Origin of the sequence: Tsukamurella sp. 1534 (assembly GCF_000312385.1) — a bacterium.
Classification (GTDB): Bacteria; Actinomycetota; Actinomycetes; order Mycobacteriales; family Mycobacteriaceae; genus Tsukamurella.
On sequence record NZ_HE997626.1, the window covers coordinates 1,065,496 to 1,081,784 of the forward strand.

Annotated in this window: 13 protein-coding genes; 1 reads left to right on the forward strand and 12 read right to left on the reverse strand. The window is 70.7% G+C overall.

The window, feature by feature from the left end; genetic code table 11:
- Nucleotides 1-12: 12 nt before the first annotated feature.
- From fadD32 to BN39_RS05295, 6 genes are all read right to left on the reverse strand, one after another.
- A complete protein-coding gene (gene fadD32 / locus BN39_RS05270; protein WP_019201316.1) occupies nucleotides 13-1,920 on the reverse strand; it encodes a long-chain-fatty-acid--AMP ligase FadD32 in 1,908 nt (635 codons plus the stop codon).
- A gap of 235 nt (nucleotides 1,921-2,155) precedes the next feature.
- The gene (locus BN39_RS05275; RefSeq protein WP_040766639.1) at nucleotides 2,156-3,136 is read right to left on the reverse strand and encodes a TIGR03621 family F420-dependent LLM class oxidoreductase; all 981 of its coding nucleotides are present in this window, start codon (nucleotides 3,134-3,136) and stop codon (nucleotides 2,156-2,158) included.
- Nucleotides 3,137-3,266: 130 nt separating this feature from the next.
- The gene (locus BN39_RS05280; RefSeq protein WP_019201318.1) at nucleotides 3,267-4,211 is read right to left on the reverse strand and encodes a cutinase family protein; all 945 of its coding nucleotides are present in this window, start codon (nucleotides 4,209-4,211) and stop codon (nucleotides 3,267-3,269) included.
- 18 nt (nucleotides 4,212-4,229) lie between these two features.
- Nucleotides 4,230-5,246, reverse strand: coding sequence for a cutinase family protein (locus BN39_RS05285; RefSeq protein WP_019201319.1), 1,017 nt, complete (start codon nucleotides 5,244-5,246; stop codon nucleotides 4,230-4,232).
- 6 nt (nucleotides 5,247-5,252) lie between these two features.
- Nucleotides 5,253-5,711, reverse strand: a complete 459-nt coding sequence (locus tag BN39_RS05290; RefSeq protein WP_148281420.1) for a DUF732 domain-containing protein — start codon at nucleotides 5,709-5,711, stop codon at nucleotides 5,253-5,255.
- Nucleotides 5,712-5,797: 86 nt separating this feature from the next.
- Complete coding sequence (locus BN39_RS05295) at nucleotides 5,798-7,444, reverse strand: alpha/beta hydrolase-fold protein (protein ID WP_019201321.1); 1,647 nt, start codon at nucleotides 7,442-7,444, stop codon at nucleotides 5,798-5,800.
- 130 nt (nucleotides 7,445-7,574) lie between these two features.
- Here BN39_RS05295 and BN39_RS05300 point away from each other — a divergent pair, with 130 nt between their 5' ends.
- On the forward strand, nucleotides 7,575-8,432 hold the full coding sequence (locus tag BN39_RS05300) for an alpha/beta fold hydrolase (RefSeq protein WP_019201322.1): 858 nt from the start codon (nucleotides 7,575-7,577) through the stop codon (nucleotides 8,430-8,432).
- 2 nt (nucleotides 8,433-8,434) lie between these two features.
- Here the strand turns inward: BN39_RS05300 and BN39_RS05305 are convergent, their stop codons facing one another.
- The 6 genes from BN39_RS05305 to glf all read right to left on the reverse strand — a co-directional run bounded on the left by BN39_RS05305 (nucleotide 8,435) and on the right by glf (nucleotide 16,110).
- Nucleotides 8,435-9,412 (reverse strand): sensor domain-containing diguanylate cyclase, encoded by a 978-nt coding sequence (locus BN39_RS05305; RefSeq protein ID WP_019201323.1) that lies wholly within the window; start codon nucleotides 9,410-9,412, stop codon nucleotides 8,435-8,437.
- Between the two features lie 76 nt (nucleotides 9,413-9,488).
- On the reverse strand, nucleotides 9,489-11,489 hold the full coding sequence (zomB, locus tag BN39_RS05310) for a flagellar motor control protein ZomB (protein WP_019201324.1): 2,001 nt from the start codon (nucleotides 11,487-11,489) through the stop codon (nucleotides 9,489-9,491).
- Nucleotides 11,467-12,387, reverse strand: coding sequence for a decaprenyl-phosphate phosphoribosyltransferase (locus tag BN39_RS05315; RefSeq protein WP_019201325.1), 921 nt, complete (start codon nucleotides 12,385-12,387; stop codon nucleotides 11,467-11,469). Before BN39_RS05315 ends, zomB begins: the two co-directional genes overlap by 23 nt.
- Nucleotides 12,387-12,977: a phosphatase PAP2 family protein gene (locus BN39_RS05320; RefSeq protein ID WP_019201326.1), complete on the reverse strand. Its 591-nt coding sequence runs from the start codon at nucleotides 12,975-12,977 to the stop codon at nucleotides 12,387-12,389. The genes BN39_RS05315 and BN39_RS05320 overlap by 1 nt, the downstream gene beginning before the upstream one ends.
- On the reverse strand, nucleotides 12,974-14,905 hold the full coding sequence (locus tag BN39_RS05325; protein ID WP_019201327.1) for a glycosyltransferase: 1,932 nt from the start codon (nucleotides 14,903-14,905) through the stop codon (nucleotides 12,974-12,976). The genes BN39_RS05320 and BN39_RS05325 overlap by 4 nt, the downstream gene beginning before the upstream one ends.
- A complete protein-coding gene (glf, locus tag BN39_RS05330; RefSeq protein ID WP_019201328.1) occupies nucleotides 14,902-16,110 on the reverse strand; it encodes a UDP-galactopyranose mutase in 1,209 nt (402 codons plus the stop codon). The genes BN39_RS05325 and glf overlap by 4 nt, the downstream gene beginning before the upstream one ends.
- Nucleotides 16,111-16,289 lie beyond the last annotated feature (179 nt).

The window sequence follows — 16,289 nt, forward strand, 5'->3', positions numbered from 1 at the left end:
CCTGGTCAGGCGCTACTGGACGTTGTTCGCCTCGGCGTCCGGGAACGCCTGCTGCGTGTAGCCGCCGCGCAGCGTGCCGTCGATGTAGGCGGCGCGGCCGGCGCGGCGCGCGATCTTGCCCGAGCTGGTGCGCGGCAGCGAGCCGCTCGGGACGAGGAGGATGTCGCGGGCCAGGACGCCGTGCGCGGCGCCGACGGCCGAGCGGATGTCGTCCGCGATCGCCTGCTGGTCCTGCTTGTGGCCGCCCGCGGCGAGCTCGGCGACGATCACCAGCTGCTCGGACTGGTCGTTCCGGTCGTAGGTGAGGCCCGAGTGGGCGTTCTCGAAGACCGCCTGCGGGAGCTCGTTCGCGGGGACCGAGAACGCGGCGAGGTAGCCCACGCGCACGTACTTGTTGGACTCCTGCGCAGTGAACTCGATGTCCTGCGGGTAGTGGTTGCGGCCGTCGACGATGACCAGGTCCTTCACGCGGCCCGTGATGTACAGCTCGCCGCCGTGGTAGACGCCGAAGTCGCCGGTGCGCATCCACTTGGCCTTCTCCAGGTTCTTCACGCCCTGGGAGTGGCTGCCCTCGGAGAGGGGGGTCAGGTAGTTCTGGAAGGTCTCGCGGGACTCCTCGTCGCGCTCCCAGTAGCCCGAGCCGATGTTCATGCCGTGCAGCCAGATCTCGCCGACCGAGTCGTCCGGGACCTCCTTGCCGGTCTCCGGGTCGACGATGCAGGCCCACTGGCTCAGCGCCACGTCGCCGCACGAGACCTGCGGGACGGCACCGTCGGCGTTCTCGTCGGTGGGCACGAACGTGCCGGCGCCCAGCTGGTCCCGGTCGACGTAGACCACGCGGGCCTCGTTCTCCACCGGGGTGGAGCTGACGAACAGGGTGGCCTCGGCCATGCCGAAGCAGGGCTTGATCGCCTTCGGCGACAGGCCGTACGGGGCGAACGCCTCGTTGAACTTCTGCATCGAGGAGACGGTGACCGGCTCCGAGCCGTTGATCAGGCCCTTGACGTTCGACAGGTCGAGCGTCTCGCCCTCCTTGGGCAGGCCGCGGGCGGCGGCGTGCTCGTAGGCGAAGTTCGGGGCGGCGGCGAAGGTCTCCGCGCCGTCCTCGACGGCGGCCAGCTCGTTGATCCAGCGGCCGGGGCGGCGCACGAACGCCGACGGGCTCATGATCGTGATGAACTTGCCGCCCAGCGCGGGCAGGATCACCGTGAGCAGGCCCATGTCGTGGAACATCGGCAGCCAGGTGACGCCGCGGGAGTTCTCGTTGAGGTCCAGCGCGTGGATCATCTGGATGACGTTGGTGCCCACCGCCTCGTAGGTGATCTGCACGCCGGCCGGGTTGCGCGTGGAACCCGAGGTGTACTGCAGGTACGCGATGGTGTCGCGGTAGATCGGGAACGGCTTGAGCGTCGAGCCCACCGAGTCCGGGATGGCGTCGACGGCGATGATGCGCGGCCGCTCCTTGGCCGGGAGGTGGCGGAAGAAGTTGCGGCAGGCCTCCGCGGACCCCGAGGAGGTGAGGATCGCGGTGGGCTTGCAGTCGTCCAGGACGATCCGCAGGCGGTCCGTGTGGCCCGGCTCGTCGGGGCTGAACAGCGGCACGGCGATGTTGCCGGCGTAGAGCGCACCGAAGAAGGCGGTCACGTAGTCCAGGCCCTGCGGGGCCAGGATGGCGACGCGGTCCTCGCGCTTGGTGATGTGCTGCAGGCGCGCGCCGATCGCGCGCAGCCGGGCGCCGAACTGCGCCCAGGTCAGCTCGTGCACCTCGCCGTCGCGCTCGCGGCTGTAGTCGATGAAGCGGTACGCCAGGGTGTCGGCGCGCTCTGCTGCGTTGCGCTCCACGAAGTCGACCAGGGTCGTTCCCGGGCGGAAGAAGATGTTGCCGTCCTCGTCCAGAAACTGGTCAAACTCGTTGTTCATCCATCGCTCCTCGCGCCGGGCCTTCGGTGGGCACCGGCCATACAGTGGTACATCGCGTGACGGCCACGCCCCGTTGCGGGCCTGTGCGCCACCTCATAGTGCTTGATTCCGGCAACGTGTTTCACCCGTTTGACCGGTGGACACGCCGCAAAAATCCGCAAACCCAGCTATCGTACCGCGCACCGTCGTTGCGGACGAAAACCGTGAGCCGGGATGTGAGGCGGCGCCTGCGGGGTCATTCGCCCTTCAACTGCTCGATCACGGGGGCGAAGGCCTCCATCTGCGTGGGCACCACGCCCACGTACGACATCCCGGTCGCGGCCCGCGTCGCGCGCACCTGATCGGCGATCTCGTCGAAGGTCCCGATCGCCAGGTACGGCGAGTTCAGGACGTCGTCCATGGTGACCTCCTTGTCGACCTCGATCTGCGCGGACAGGCCCCGCTCGATCGCCTTGAGGGCGTAGTCCGCCACCTGCTCCCGATCGTCGGTCACCACGATGGTGGCGATCGACCAGGACAACTCGATCTCCGCGAACCGCTCGCCCGCGGTGGCCTTGACGAACTCGACCTTCTTCTTCACCGCGTCCATCGACATGTCCGAGATCTTGAGCTTGCCCTCGGCCGAGCTGCGCGGGTTGATGGAGACCACGTCGGCGCGGCGCGCGGCCAGCTCCAGCGTGCGCCGGCTGCCGGCGCCGATGGCGATCGGCGGGCGCGGGCCCTGCCGCGGACGGGGATAGCCCTTGAGCGCCGAGACCTGGAAGATCTCGCCCGCGTACTCGACCTCCTGACCGCGGAGCAGGCCGTCGAGCACCGTCAGGCCCTCGTCCAGGCGCTGGATGCGGCGGGCGGGCGATTCGAACTGGATGCCCGACTGGTCGAAGTCCTCCTTGAACGCGCCCAGGCCCAGGCCGATCTCCAGCCGCCCCTTGGACAGCACGTCGATCGTGGTGAGCTCCTTGGCCAGCACCGCGGGGTGCCGGAACGGCATCGCCAGCATCGACGTGGCCAGCCGGATCTTGTCCGTGCTCACGGCCAGGGCGCCCAGCGCGGCCAGCGGGCCCACCTGCGGATCCAGCCGGTCCGGGATGGCGAAGGTGTCGAAGCCCAGCTCCTCGGCCTCCTGGGCGAGCTTGACGAACTTGCGCGCGCCGCCCTCGTCGGCGTTGCCTGCACCACCCGCTGCGAAACGGAACTTGCGGGGCTCAGTGGTCACGTGGGGCTCTCCCTTGTCGACGTTGACATGGCTGTTGGCGTTGCGCACAGCCTAGCGGCCGTTCCGCACCGCCCGGACCACACCGCGTCACAGGAGTGAACCGGTCCGGTCGCGGATCGCCCGGCCCGCGTCACTTGGTCTTGGGCGCCTTGTCGACGAGTCCCGCGGCCCAGCCCGCCATCCACTGCGGCGCCGTCTTCCCGTCGAGCGACCAGTCCCTGGTGGTGCCGTACAGCGCGTGCGAGTTCTGGGTCACCGTCGAGACCACCTGCGGCAGCCCGGTGGCGAGGCCCAGGAGGCCGCCCCGGGGCTGGTTGCAGATGGGGTCGTTGGTGCCGCAGATGGTCACGACCTTGGAGTCGGCGTCGCCGAAGCCGCCCTTGCGCTTGCCCTCCAGGTCCACGCCGAACGCGCTGAAACCGGCGAACGTCACCTCGACGCCCTCGCCCGCGGGATCGGGGCCGATCGCGCGGCCCTCCCCCTGCACGCGGCGGCTGTCCGAGATGAGGCCGGTGCCGATCAACCTGTCGTTCGGGATCGGGCCCGTCCCGGCCCCGATCTGCGCCGTGATGTTGCCCATGATGGTGGCGCCCTGCGAGAAGCCCATCAGCACGAATCCCGTGAGCGGGCACTTGTTGCGGACCTCGGTGATCTTGGCGACCGCGCGGTCGGTGCCCTGCTGCCGCGACGCCTGGTACGTCACCTGCCCGTCCGGCGGCACGGCCACCGGATTGTGGAACTGGGCGACGTACGGGATCGTCCACACGTCGGCGCGCGACGCGGAGTACCGCTTGTCCAGCGGGCCCGACACCTGCAGCATCAGCGACCGCGGGTTGAACCGCGGGTTCCGCGGATCGTCGTTCGCCGCCGATTCCCAGGTGCCCGGCACCGAGATCACCTGCACGTCCGGGCAGCTCGGGTCCTGCTCCGTCGCCTCGGGCGGGCGCGGGGCCTCGGGCCCCGGCCTGCGGAGGATCGAGATGATCAGCGTGATCACCACGACGATCGCGATGATCGCGGCGATCACCACCGCGATCCCCAGCGCATTGAGTGCGCGCCTACCGTTCGCTGCCATCGGTCCTGGATACCACCGCTAGCTGTGGGGAGGCTTAGGCGCCTTGTCGATCACGCCGCGCGCCCAGCCGAGCATCCACTGCGTGGCCGTCTGCCCGTTCGCCGCCCAGTCGGTGGTGGTGGCGTACAGGGCGTGCGAGTTGCCCGTGAGCACCTTCTGCAGCTCGGGCAGCGTCTTCGCCAGCTCGCCCGTCTGGAAGATGTCCTTGGGCTGGTTGCAGATCGGGTCCCGCATGCCGCACAGCGACACGGTGCGGTCCTTGAGTACCCCGAAGCCGCCCGGCCGGCCGCCGCGCAGCGCCAGGCTGCCGAAGGCGAAGCCGCCGTACGCCTTCTCCACACCCACGCCGGGCGGGTTCGGGCCGGCGGTGGGGGCGTCGCCCGGCTCCCGCCGCGGGTCCGAGATGAGGCCCACGCCGAGCACGTTCTCGGCGGGGATCGGGCCCTTGCCCGCGGCGATCTCGCCCGCGATGTCGCCCGCGACGACCGCGCCCTGCGAGAAGCCCATGAGCACGAAGCCGGTGAGCTTGCACTTCTCGTAGACCTTCGTGATCTTCGCGATCGACTTGTCGTAGGCCTCGGTGCGCGACTTCTCGTACGACGCCTGCCCGTCCGGCGGGATCGCGACGGGGTTCGACAGCTGCGCCACGTACGGCGTGGTCCAGACGTCCGCGCGGGAGTCCGGGAACGCCTTCTGCAGCGGCGCGGAGATCTTGAGCATCAACGAGTTCGGGTTGAACGTGGGGTTGTACGGATCGTCCGTGCTCTTCGACTCCCACGTGCCCGGCACCGAGATCACCTGCACGTCGGGGCAGTCCGCGGGCTGGCTCTTCGGCCGCTCGGCGCCCGGCGAGGTGCTCGCCGACGAGCTGGGCGGCGCCGTGATGGGCGGCTCCGGGCTCGGCTTGAGCAGGCTGATCAGCAGGATGATCACGAGGACCACCGCGATGATCACGGCGACGCCCACGGCGATCGTCAGCGGCGAGATGCGCTTGCGCGGTGCGGGTCCGGGCGGCCCCGGCTGCTGGTGCGTCACGGTCCGCTACGCCTTGCAGTAGCCGGAGCGCGCCTCCGCGATGAACTTCTTCGCGTTGGCGGTCGCCTTCTTGCCGTCCGGCTCCCACGGGCTCAGGCTGCCCGTGACGATCGGCTCGAGGCTCGTGGACTTCTTGTTCGTCTTATCCGACTCGCAGGTGAACTGCGCGGCGTTGATCACCACGTCGTCGGGCGCCTTGATGCCCATCTCGCGCACCTTGGCAACGAATGCCTTGTCCTTGGGGCTCGCCTGGGGCGCGGCGCTCGCGCCGGGGTAGCCCGACGGTGCCTCGGACGAATCGGGCGCGGTGGCCGGCAGGGACGTGGGGCCCGAGCTCGATTCACCGCCACCGTCGACCGCGGTGGTGGGGGCCGTCACCGTCGAACTGCCGCCGCACGCGACCGCGCCGAGCAGCACTCCGCCCGCCATGACCGATGCCGCGAGGGCTCCACGAAGTCCTGCCATCTGTGTATCTCGCAATCCCTTGAAGTACCTGCCGACAACGCTGCCAGGCTACCGGCAGCCGCTACGCCCAACCCTGGGACGGTCGTTCACCGCACCTGCGCGATACCGTTGACCAGCGCGATCGCGCCGTGCTCGAAGCGCTGCTCCAGGCCGCCGGGCACCGGGGCGGCGTCGGCGACGGGGTAGCCCAGGCGGCCGCCCTCGTAGCCCTGCTTCCCCCACTCGGAGAAGATCGGGCCTTTGGGCACGACCACCGCGGGCGTCTTCGGCGACCAGTACAGGACGCCGCCCTGGAAGCGCTGGAACGCGCCGCCGCCGCGGACCGGGGTCTCGTCGCCGACGGGCAGCCCCACCGGGGACTTCTCGAAGCCCAGGGCCGCGTACTTCTTGCCGATCTCGCCGCGCACGGCGCGCGCTCCCGTCTCCGGCGTCCAGTACACGGTGCCGCCCTGGAACTGCTGGTAGCGGCCCTTCTTGTCCGCGAGCGGCCGCTCCGCACCCGTGGGGAAGCCGAGCGCGCCGCCCGGCCCGCCCGCGCCGAGGTACGCGCCACCGATGGCGCCGCCCACGACCTCGGCGCCGCTGTCGGTGGACCAGAAGATCTGGCCGCCGCGGAAGTCCTGCGCGCGGCCGCCCGGCACGGGGTACTCGACGGTGACGCACTTCCCGAGGGCCGGCGCCTTGGGCGCCAGCTCGCCGATCGCGCCGGCGGCGGTGCACGGCGCGGGGTTGCCCACCCCGAGCGCGGCCTGCACCTGCGGCCAGGACTGGCCGTTCTCGAACTGCCAGTACGGCCAGCTGTGCGTGCCCGACGGCCGGTACACCGCGTTGGCGGGGATGCCCTGCTTGTTGAGCTCCACCGCGAAGGCCTGGTTGGAGGAGCGGGAGAGCACCTCGAGCGCCATCGCGGACAGGTCGGTGGGCTGTCCCGCCGTGGGCGCCGAGCCGTTGCCCGAGCTGAAGTACAGGCTGGTGCCGCGCAGCTGCGCGGCCAGCTTCAGCGGGTCGTGCTCGGCCCACGCCGGGTCGTTCGGCGGGCCGTACATCGCGTCGGCGTTGAAGTTGCCCGCATCGCGCATGGCGAGCGCGATCGACTCCGGGGTGCCCGGGGAGCTGGTCGCGAGGATGCCCGAGTAGGAGCCCGCGAACCGGTACAGCCCCTTGTTGCGTGCCGCGAGCGTCACCGCCGCGGTACCGCCCATCGAGACGCCGGCCGCGGCCCTGCCGTCGGTGGTCCGCCACTGCTGCTTGAGCAGGGGCGGGAGCTCCTTGGCGAGGAAGGTCTCCCACTGGTAGTTCTTGCCGTTGTCGGGGCGGCGCCAGTCGGTGTACCAGCTGGACTGGCCGCCGACCGGCAGCACCACCGTGACGTTCTTGTCGCGGTAGAAGTCGGCCACGTCGGTCTCCAGCAGCCAGCCGCTCTGGTCGTCGCGCGCCCGCATCCCGTCGAGCAGGTACAGCGTGGGGAACTTCGCCTTGGGGTTCGCGTGCCAGTCGCGGGCCAGCAGCAGCTGCACCTTCACCGGCGCGCCCATCGCCGCGGAGAACACCGTGAGGTCCACCCGGTGGTCGCCCTGCCAGGCGGCGTCCAGGATGCGGGACTTCGCGGGCGCCGGGTCGGCGTACGACGGTGCGCTCAGGCCCGGGACCAGGGCCGACGGTGCCGTCACGACCCCGGCGGCCAGGGCTCCGGCGACGAACAGCGATCCGATTCGGCCCGCGCGGTGGCGCATCGAGACTCCTTCACGAGTAGGCGTACGGGTTCAGTGTTACACGGGTGTGATTCGTGGTCGCGGTCCCACGCTGTCCCGCCCGTGATAGGACGGGAGGGGAAAATATATGAAAACGGGACGGGGGGCTTCGATGGTCGCCACACGGGCGTTCACGGTGGACGTGAACGGGATGCGCATCGCCGGCGACGAGTGGAGCTCCGGCCCCACGACGGGCGCGCCGATCCTGCTGCTGCACGGCGGCGGGCAGACCAGGCACTCCTGGGACCGCACGGCCGCGGCGCTCGCGCAGCGCGGGTACACGGTGCTCACACTCGACGCCCGCGGCCACGGCGACACCGCGTGGGCCGGGGACGGCGGCTACGCGCTGGGCGACTTCGTCGAGGACCTCCTGGCCGTCCTCGGCACGCTCGACGGTCCGCCGCCCGTGCTGATCGGAGCCTCGCTCGGCGGCATCACCAGCCTCTGCGCCGCGGGCGAGCACCCCGGCATCGCGTCGGCGCTGGTGCTCGTGGACGTGGTGGTGGACGCCGAGCAGAAGGGCATCGAACGCGTCACCGAATTCCTCTCGGCGCACGCCGACGGCTTCGCCACGCTCGACGAGGTCGCCGACGCGGTGGCCGCGTACAACCCCACCCGCAAGCGAGGCCGCAACCTGGAGGGCCTGAAGAAGAACGTGCGGCTGCGCGCCGACGGCCGCTGGTACTGGCACTGGGACCCCGCCTTCATCCGCAGCGACGACCGGGGCGAGGCCCGCATCCAGGACAAGGACCGGCTGGGCGCCGCGGCGCACCGGGTCACCGTGCCCACGCTGATCGTGCGCGGCGGCAAGTCCGACGTGGTCAGCGACGAGGGCGTCGCGAAGATGCTGCAGCGCGTGCCGCACGCCGAGGTGGCGGACGTCAGCGGCGCCGGGCACATGGTGGCGGGCGACGACAACCAGGTGTTCGCGGCCGCGATCGAGGGGTTCCTCGACCGGCACGAGCTCTAGCGTCAGCCGCGCGCGGACGTGGCCGAGCCCTGGGGCTTGGCCGCGTACATCGCCGCGTCGGCGCGGTCGATCCCGGCGACGGGGTCCCCGCCCTCCGGCACGCTCTCCACGCCCACGGTGAGCCGCACCTCGATCTCCTGCCCGTCCACGGGGATCGGCGCGTAGGCGACGGAGTCGCGCAGCCGCTCCCCCAGTAGCGCCGGGTCGGAGGACGGGCACCGCCCGACGACCACGAACTCGTCGCCGCCCACCCGGTACACCACGTCGGAGGCGTCCACGACCGCGTCGATCCGGCGCGCGACCGCGTTGAGCACCCGGTCCCCCACCGCGTGCCCGAGCCTGTCGTTGACGGCCTTGAACCCGTCGAGGTCGGCGTAGACCACCGCGCGGATGGACGCGGCCTCCGGGCCGGCCAGCATGAGCTCGAGCGCGTGCCGGTTGAGCAGCCCGGTGACGGCGTCGGTGGTGGCCGTGTTGTGCAGCGTGCGGGCGGTGGTGCGCAGCTGCAGGACGCTCATCGCGAGGTCCGCGAGGTCCTCCAGGCCGCGCAGCTGCCGGTCGCTGAGCTCCTTCGGCTCCGAGCCGTACACCCGCACCGTGCCCACCGGCAGCCGGTCCGCCGTGCAGATGGGCGCCGCCGCGAACAGGTGGATGGGCGGATCCGCAAGGTCCAGGAAGCGCTTGCCCGCGAACCGCGGGTCCTTCTTGGCGTCCACGGCGTACACCACGTGGTCGCTGAGCACCGCGAGCGAGCACAGCGAGTCCTCGCGGGAGGCGTGGATCCGCGGCGCCCCGTACGAGGCCACGGTGTAGTGCCGGTCGTAGTCGATGACGTTCACCGACCCGAACGGCACCCCGCACAGCGCGGCCGACAGCTCCGCGATGCGTTCGAGGTCCGGGACCGGCGGCTCGTCCATGATGCGCAGCGACCGCACGGCCGCCACCCGGTCGTGCTCACGGGGATGCAGATGCAGGGCCACGCTCGCTCCTGTCGTCGAGGACCAACGGATTGTGAGACCTCAAATTACAGAGGACGTACGCCTCGCCTGTGCGATGTCAATTCTTCGGCATCGTGGACTGCTCGGGCGTCAGCGGCGGAGGCACGTCCAGGCGGCACATCCGCAGCGTGTACTCCGGCACCCGGTCGATCCGCAGGCCCATCGTCGCGAGCGACAGCTTGACGTTCCGCTTGAACAGATCGAACGTCAGCGGCGCCGAGTACGACGCCTGCAGCTGCTGGATCTGCGGGCACGCCTGCGCCGCGCGGGCCTGGTTCACCCAGTCCGGATCGATGAACGGCGGCAGCGCCGGCCGCCTCGGGTACGCCTTCGCCTCGGCCACCGCCCAGTCCGGGAACATGTCCTTGTCGTGCCCGATGCGGCCGTCCTGCAGGCGCGAGGTGTGCGAGGCCATCGGCCAGGCCAGGCCGATCTGGTCCCACACCCGCACGTCGAGCGGCAGATTCATGCCGGTCATGCCGAGGTTGGTGAAGAACACGGTCTGCCGCTGCGGCACGTCGTCGGGGCGCGGGTACGGCAGCGGATCGATGAACCACCAGTCGTAGTCGAACGACGGGAGGTACACGCCGCCGCGCGGGGTGTCGCGCAGGATCTGCTGCAGCGACATCATCCGCGGATAGTTGAGGTAGTCGTCGGCGGTGACCGGGTGCGACACACCGGTCTGCAGCGAGTAGAACGCGCGCTCGTCGACGATGCCGGTCTTGCCGATGGCGGTCCCGTCGGGCATGCCGCGGAACGTGGAGGCGTGCAGCGCCCACCCCACCACCAGCACCCACAGCACCGCGGCGATCGCCGCGCCCGCGGTGCCGCCCGCGAGCCGGGCCGCGCCGCGCACGGCCGAATCGCCCGGCTGCCGCGACGGGATCCGCAGCGGGATCACCATGACGGGCAGCAGCAGGAGGAACAGGGGCGCCAGCAGCACGCGGCCGGACATGAAGTCCCCGCCCTGGCGGACCCAGTACAGGGTCTCGGCGGCGCCGCCCAGCAGCATCACGGCGACGATGACGGCGGGCCGCTGCAGGTGCTCCCGCAGCCCCGCGACGCCGCCCTTGGGCAGGCGGAACCGCCCCGTCGACGGTGCCCGGGCGCCCAGCGTGGGCAGCACGATCAGCGGCATCGCGATGACCAGCGCCAGCACCGGCAGCCACAGCGAGTACGGCTCGACGAGGTTGGTGAGGTAGACGAAGCCCTGGTCCCACTTCGAGCCGCTCGCGTCCTTGGCGACGGCCGTGTTCGGGACCGGCAGGCCGTAGTAGCCCATCCGGAAGATCTGGTACCCGACGGGCAGCGCGCCGGCGGCGGCGACCACGGCCAGGCGCATCCTCAGCCCGATCGGCGCCGCGAACATGACCAGCAGCACCAGGCCACCGACCAGCGCCATCTCGGGCCGCACCAGCCAGGACAGCCCGGCGACGAACGCGCACCCGAGCGTGACCGACCAGGTGGCGACCGCGGACCGTCGGTCCTGGGGCGCGCGGTCCGACTGCGCCCAGGCGACCGCGAGCCACCACAGCAGCGCGATCCAGAAGATGGTCAGCGAGACCTCGAGACCCGACGTGGCGAAGTCCCGCGCGGGCGGCAGCGCCATGTAGACCAGGCCGCCGGCCGGCAGGAGCAGCAGCCCCGCGCCGCCGAGCCTCTTCCAGCCCGCGCCGCCCTTGTAGAGGCGCGCGGTGCCGAGCATGGCCAGCGGGATCGCGGAGACCGAGAGCACCAGCGCGACGGTGAGCACCACGTACTCCGTCTGAACGCCGCTGAGCCAGGAGAAGAACCAGATGATGTACGTCCACGCGGCGGAGGTGTTCACCTCGACGCGCTCGCCCGCGTTGAACACGGGGCCGTTGCCGGCCAGGAGGTTGCGCACCGTGCGCAGCACGATGAGGCCGTCGTCGGCGATCCAGCGGCGCTGCCAGGCGCCGTAGCCGAAGAGGACCGCGCACGCCGCTACCCCGAGCCACAGGGTGACTCGGGGCAGCGGGAAGGGGCTCCGGGCGGTCGCGGAGACCGCCGGGGCATCAGGCGAAGTAGACCGCGGCAACGACCGTTCCTATCCACATGACCGCGAGCACCTGCAGCACACGATCGCCGAGCGCGATCTCCTCGGGTTCGCCCGCCTCGCCGCCGTCGACGTCGACCGCGTAGCGCAGGATCGCGACGGTGAACGGCACCATCGAGAGCGTGTACCAGATGTTGTTCGGGTGCTTCGTGGTGTCGAACGCCCACAGGCCGTAGCAGAGCACCACCGAGGTGGCGGCGAGCGTCCACACGAACCGCAGGTAGGTGGTGGTGTAGTACTCCAGCGACTTGCGGATCTTGGCGCCGGTGCGCTCGGCGAGCTGCAGCTCGGCGTACCGCTTGCCGGCCGCCATGAACAGCGAACCGAACGCCATCACCAGCAGGAACCACTGCGACAGGCCCTTGGGCAGCTCGGCGGCCACGCCGCCGGCCACGGCCCGCAGCAGGAAGCCGGAGCTCACGATGCAGATGTCGATCACGGCCTGGTGCTTGAGGCCGAAGCAGTAGCCCAGCTGGATCACGATGTACACGGCGATGACGATCGCCAGCTCGGGATTCGCGAGGAACGAGATGGCTATCGCGCCCACGCCGAGGATCAGCGAGACCACGTAGGCCACGTTCACCGGCACCACGCCGGCGGCGATGGGGCGGTACCGCTTGGTCGGGTGCGCGCGGTCCGCGTCCACGTCGAGCGCGTCGTTGATCAAGTAGATCGACGAGGCGGCCAGGCAGAACGCGATGAACGCGATGCCGACGTTCCCGAACTTCACGAACTCCAGCTGGTCGCGGCCGGCCGCCAGCGGCGCCACGACCACCAGGACGTTCTTCACCCACTGCCGGGGCCGCATGGCCTTGACCAGTCCGGAGGCGAGGTTCGACGGCACCTTCGGTTCGCCGTGTTCGATCGGCTCCTCGCTCATCAGCTGTTCGGTCCCTTCGTGGAAAGCTTCGGCTGGCGCGCCGCGCGGCGCGTCCACAGTCTCTCACCCTCGATCGCGGCCAGTGCGGTCGCGGCACCGATGGCGGCGCCCGCGGCCACGTCCGTCGGGTAGTGCACGCCCAGCACCATGCGGGAGGTGAGCATCGGCGGCACGACCACCGCGGGCGCCAGCAGCGCCCCGCCGGGCACGCCGGAGGCGCGGCCCAGCAGGATCGCGCCGGCGGTGGACGACGTGGCGTGCGACGACGGGAAGCTCAGCTTGCTCGGCGTCCCGACGCCCACGGAGATGTACGGGTGGTCGGGGCGCTTGCGGCGCACGATCCGCTTGATCAAGACCGACGCGGCGTGCGCGACGAAGGCGCCCACCCCGGCGGTCACGTACTGCCGGCGACGGGCGGGACGGAGCACCGCGCCCAGGGCGGCCAAGCCCATCCAGCCGAGCGCGTGCTCACCGAAGTGGCTCAGGCCGCGGGCGGTGGGCAGCACGCCCGGCCGCTCGGCCAGCTGGGCCTGCACGCCGACGAGGATCGCCTCCTCGGGGGTGAGGTCGAGCGCGTCCGATCCGCTCACGCGTCCTCCCCCGCCCGCTCCGCTTCCAGTGCCGCGGGCTCGAAGATCTTCGACCACGCGTCGCGGCTGGTCAGGTCGGTGTACGCGGCGCGGTAGCGCTGCTTCATCTCGTCGAAGCGGCGGTCCACCTCGCGGTGCACGGCCAGGCTCTCGCGCATCAGGGCGAACATCTTCTCCCGGTCGCGCTGGCGGTAGACCACGCCGCGGCCGTCGGCGGTGGTCACGGTGACCCCGTCGACCCGGCCCAGGCTGAACCAGCGGGCCTCGAGCGGCGGGTAGTTCGCCTGCGGCACCTCGTAGTTCTTCGGGTCCGCCGGGCGCAGGTTGTTGCGCACGGCCTTGGCCAGCGTGGACACCTTGGTCAGCGGGTTCAGCGGGATCCTGGTGCCGAAGGCCGTCGCCTGCCCCGTCGTGCGGGGCAGCTCGGTGGCGGACGGCAGGACCACCGCGTCGGGGTACTCCTTGCGCATGGCGGCGATCTTCGGCAGCGCGGTGGGCAGCAGCTCGTAGAGCGCCTCGGGGCCGCGCAGGAAGTCGCGCATGGCCTCGATCTGGATCGCGACGGTGGAGTACTCCAGGCACAGCAGGTGCTTCATGAGCGCCTTGATGGAGCTGGTCATGATGCCGCGGGTGCTGCCCTCGTGGTGGATCGCCGCCACCACGAGCCGGTTGCGCAGGTGGAAGTAGGCCTGCCAGTCGATCGCGTCGTCCTTGTCGGACCAGGCCATGTGCCAGATCGCGACGCCGGGCACCGTCGCCGTCGGGTAGCCGGCGCGGGCGGCGCGCAGGCCGTAGTCCCAGTCGTCCCACTTGATGAACAGCGGCATCGGGAGGCCGATCTCCTCCGCGGCGACGCGGGGGATCAGGCACATCCACCAGCCGTTGCCGTCCACGTCGATGCGGCGGTGCAGGTTCTTGCTGTTCTCCTTGTCGGAGAGCGGGTACTCGGCGAAGTCGTGGTCGTACTCCACGAACGGCGCCGCGGTCCACATGAAGGCGCCCCGGTCGATGACCTCGCCCATGCAGTGCAGGTGGCTGCGGTCCTGCAGGTTGAGCATCTGCCCACCCACGAGCATCGGGGTCTTCGCGAACCGGGCGAAAGCCAGCGCACGCAGGATCGAATCGGGCTCGATCGCGATGTCGTCGTCCATGTACAGCACGTACGGGCTGTCGGTGAGCCGCAGCGCCTCGTACATGATGCGGCCGTAGCCGCCGGAGCCGCCGAGGTTGCCCTGCTCGAACCGCTGGTAGCGGTCGCCCAGCGGCGCGATCGCGGTCGCGAAATCCGGGTGGTCGATGACCTTCTTGTTGCCCTGGTCGGGCATGAGCACGGCGTCGATCACCTCGTCGACCAGCGGGTCGCTGGTGAGCGCCTTGATCGCGGCGACGGCGTCGTCGGGCCGGTTGAAGGTGGGGATGCCGACGGTGACCCGCTTGTCCGGCAGGCCCTCGTCGGAGACGGTGGCGTACCAGCCGGCGGAGAGGATCTCGGTGTCGGTGTCGGCGGTGACGTCGAACCAGATCCAGCCGCCGTCCTCGAACGGGCCGAGGTCCGTGGCGAATTCGGCGATGCCGTGGCCGTTCTCGTCGAGCTCCACGAGATCGCCGCCCAGGGCGATCCGCGAACCGTCGACCTTGGAGCGGTACAGGTCCACCCGCGCGGTGCCGGTGAGCTCGATCCGCAGCACGACGTCCTTGAGCACCGTCCAGCGGCGCCAGTAGGAGGCGGGGAACGCGTTGAAGTAGGTCGCGAAGCTCACCTCGGACTCGCCGGCGATGTTCAGCGAGGTGCGGGTGGGGGCGTGCGAGCGGCGCGAGTTGGTCTCGGCCTCCTCGAGGTACAGCGAGCGCACGTCGAGCGGCTCGCCCGGGCGCGGCAGGATGATGCGCTGCAGCAGCGTTTTCGCCTGAGTGGTGGTGGAGCTCACTGTGCCGCCTCCTCGGTGAGCGCGGCACCGGTTTCGAGATGCGGGCGCAGGGTGTTGTCGAACATCGACAGGGCGCTGGCGATGGCCATGTGCATGTCCAGGTACTGGTAGGTGCCGAGCCGCCCGCCGAACAGGACCTTCCGCTGCGCGGTCTCGGCCTTCGCGAGATCACGGTAGGCGCCGAGCATCTCGCGGTCCTGCGGGGTGTTGATCGGGTAGTACGGCTCGTCGTCGTCGTTGGCGAACCGGCCGAACTCGCGCATGATCACGGTCTTGTCCGACGGGTACTCGGAGCGCTCGGGGTGGAAGTGGCGGAACTCGTGGATCCGGGTGTACTTCACGTCGGCGTCGTTGTAGTTCATCACCGGGGTGCCCTGGAAGTCGCCCGTCGGGAGCACCTCGGTCTCGAAATCGAGGGTGCGCCAGCCGAGCCGACCCGCCGAGTAGTCGAAGTAGCGGTCCAGCGGGCCCGTGTACACGACGGGGGCCTCCGGGCTGGCGGCGAGCACCTGATCGCGCACGTCGAACCAGTCGGTGTCCAGCTCCACGTCGATGAGGTCCGATGCGGCCATGTTCTCGAGCCACTTCGTGTAGCCCTCGACGGGCAGCCCCTCGTGGGTGTCGTTGAAGTAGCGGTTGTCGAAGGTGTAGCGCACCGGGAGGCGGGTGATGTTGCCCGCCGGGAGGTTCTTCGGGTCGGTCTCCCACTGCTTGGCCGTGTAGTGCTTGATGAACGCCTCGTACAGCGGGCGGCCGATCAGCGAGATGGCCTTCTCCTCGAAGTTCTTCGCCTCCTTCGAGTCGAACTCCGCGGCCTGCTCCTGGATGAGGGCGCGCGCCTCGTCGGGGGTGAAGTAGCGGCCGAAGAACTGGCTGACCAGCCCCAGGCCCAGCGGGAACTGGTAGGCCTGCCCGTCGTGCATCGCGAACACGCGGTGCTGGTAGCCGGTGAAGTCGGTGAACCGGTTGACGTACTCCCACACCCGCTCGTTCGAGGTGTGGAACAGGTGCGCCCCGTACTTGTGCACCTCGATGCCGGTCTCGGGCTCGGGTTCCGAGTAGGCGTTGCCGCCGATGTGCGGCCGCCGCTCGATCACCAGGACCCGCTTGCCCAGTTCGGTTGCGGTGCGCTCGGCGATGGTCAGGCCGAAGAAGCCGGAGCCGACCACGATCAGGTCATAGGTCTTGGAGGATTCGATCGCCACGGACGTTCAGGGTACCGGCCGGGCGGGCCCGCGGGCGCCACCCGGCCGTCGGGGGTCAGGACGGGGCGCCGGGCACCGTCGGAACGGGCAGGGGAGCCGACGCCGGCGACGGCGCCGCGGGGGCCGCCGGGGCGCCCGACGTGGCCGGGGCCGCGGGGGCCGACGGTGCGCTCGGAGCC

Excerpts from the sequence above, each read along its gene's own strand:
- fadD32 (WP_019201316.1), bottom strand. The coding sequence starts at position 1,920 with ATGAACAACGAGTTTGACCAGTTTCTGGACGAGGACGGCAACATCTTC.
- BN39_RS05280 (WP_019201318.1), bottom strand. The coding sequence starts at position 4,211 with ATGGCAGCGAACGGTAGGCGCGCACTCAATGCGCTGGGGATCGCGGTG.
- BN39_RS05290 (WP_148281420.1), bottom strand. The coding sequence starts at position 5,711 with ATGGCAGGACTTCGTGGAGCCCTCGCGGCATCGGTCATGGCGGGCGGA.
- BN39_RS05295 (WP_019201321.1), bottom strand. The coding sequence starts at position 7,444 with ATGCGCCACCGCGCGGGCCGAATCGGATCGCTGTTCGTCGCCGGAGCC.
- BN39_RS05300 (WP_019201322.1), top strand. The coding sequence starts at position 7,575 with ATGGTCGCCACACGGGCGTTCACGGTGGACGTGAACGGGATGCGCATC.
- BN39_RS05315 (WP_019201325.1), bottom strand. The coding sequence starts at position 12,387 with ATGAGCGAGGAGCCGATCGAACACGGCGAACCGAAGGTGCCGTCGAAC.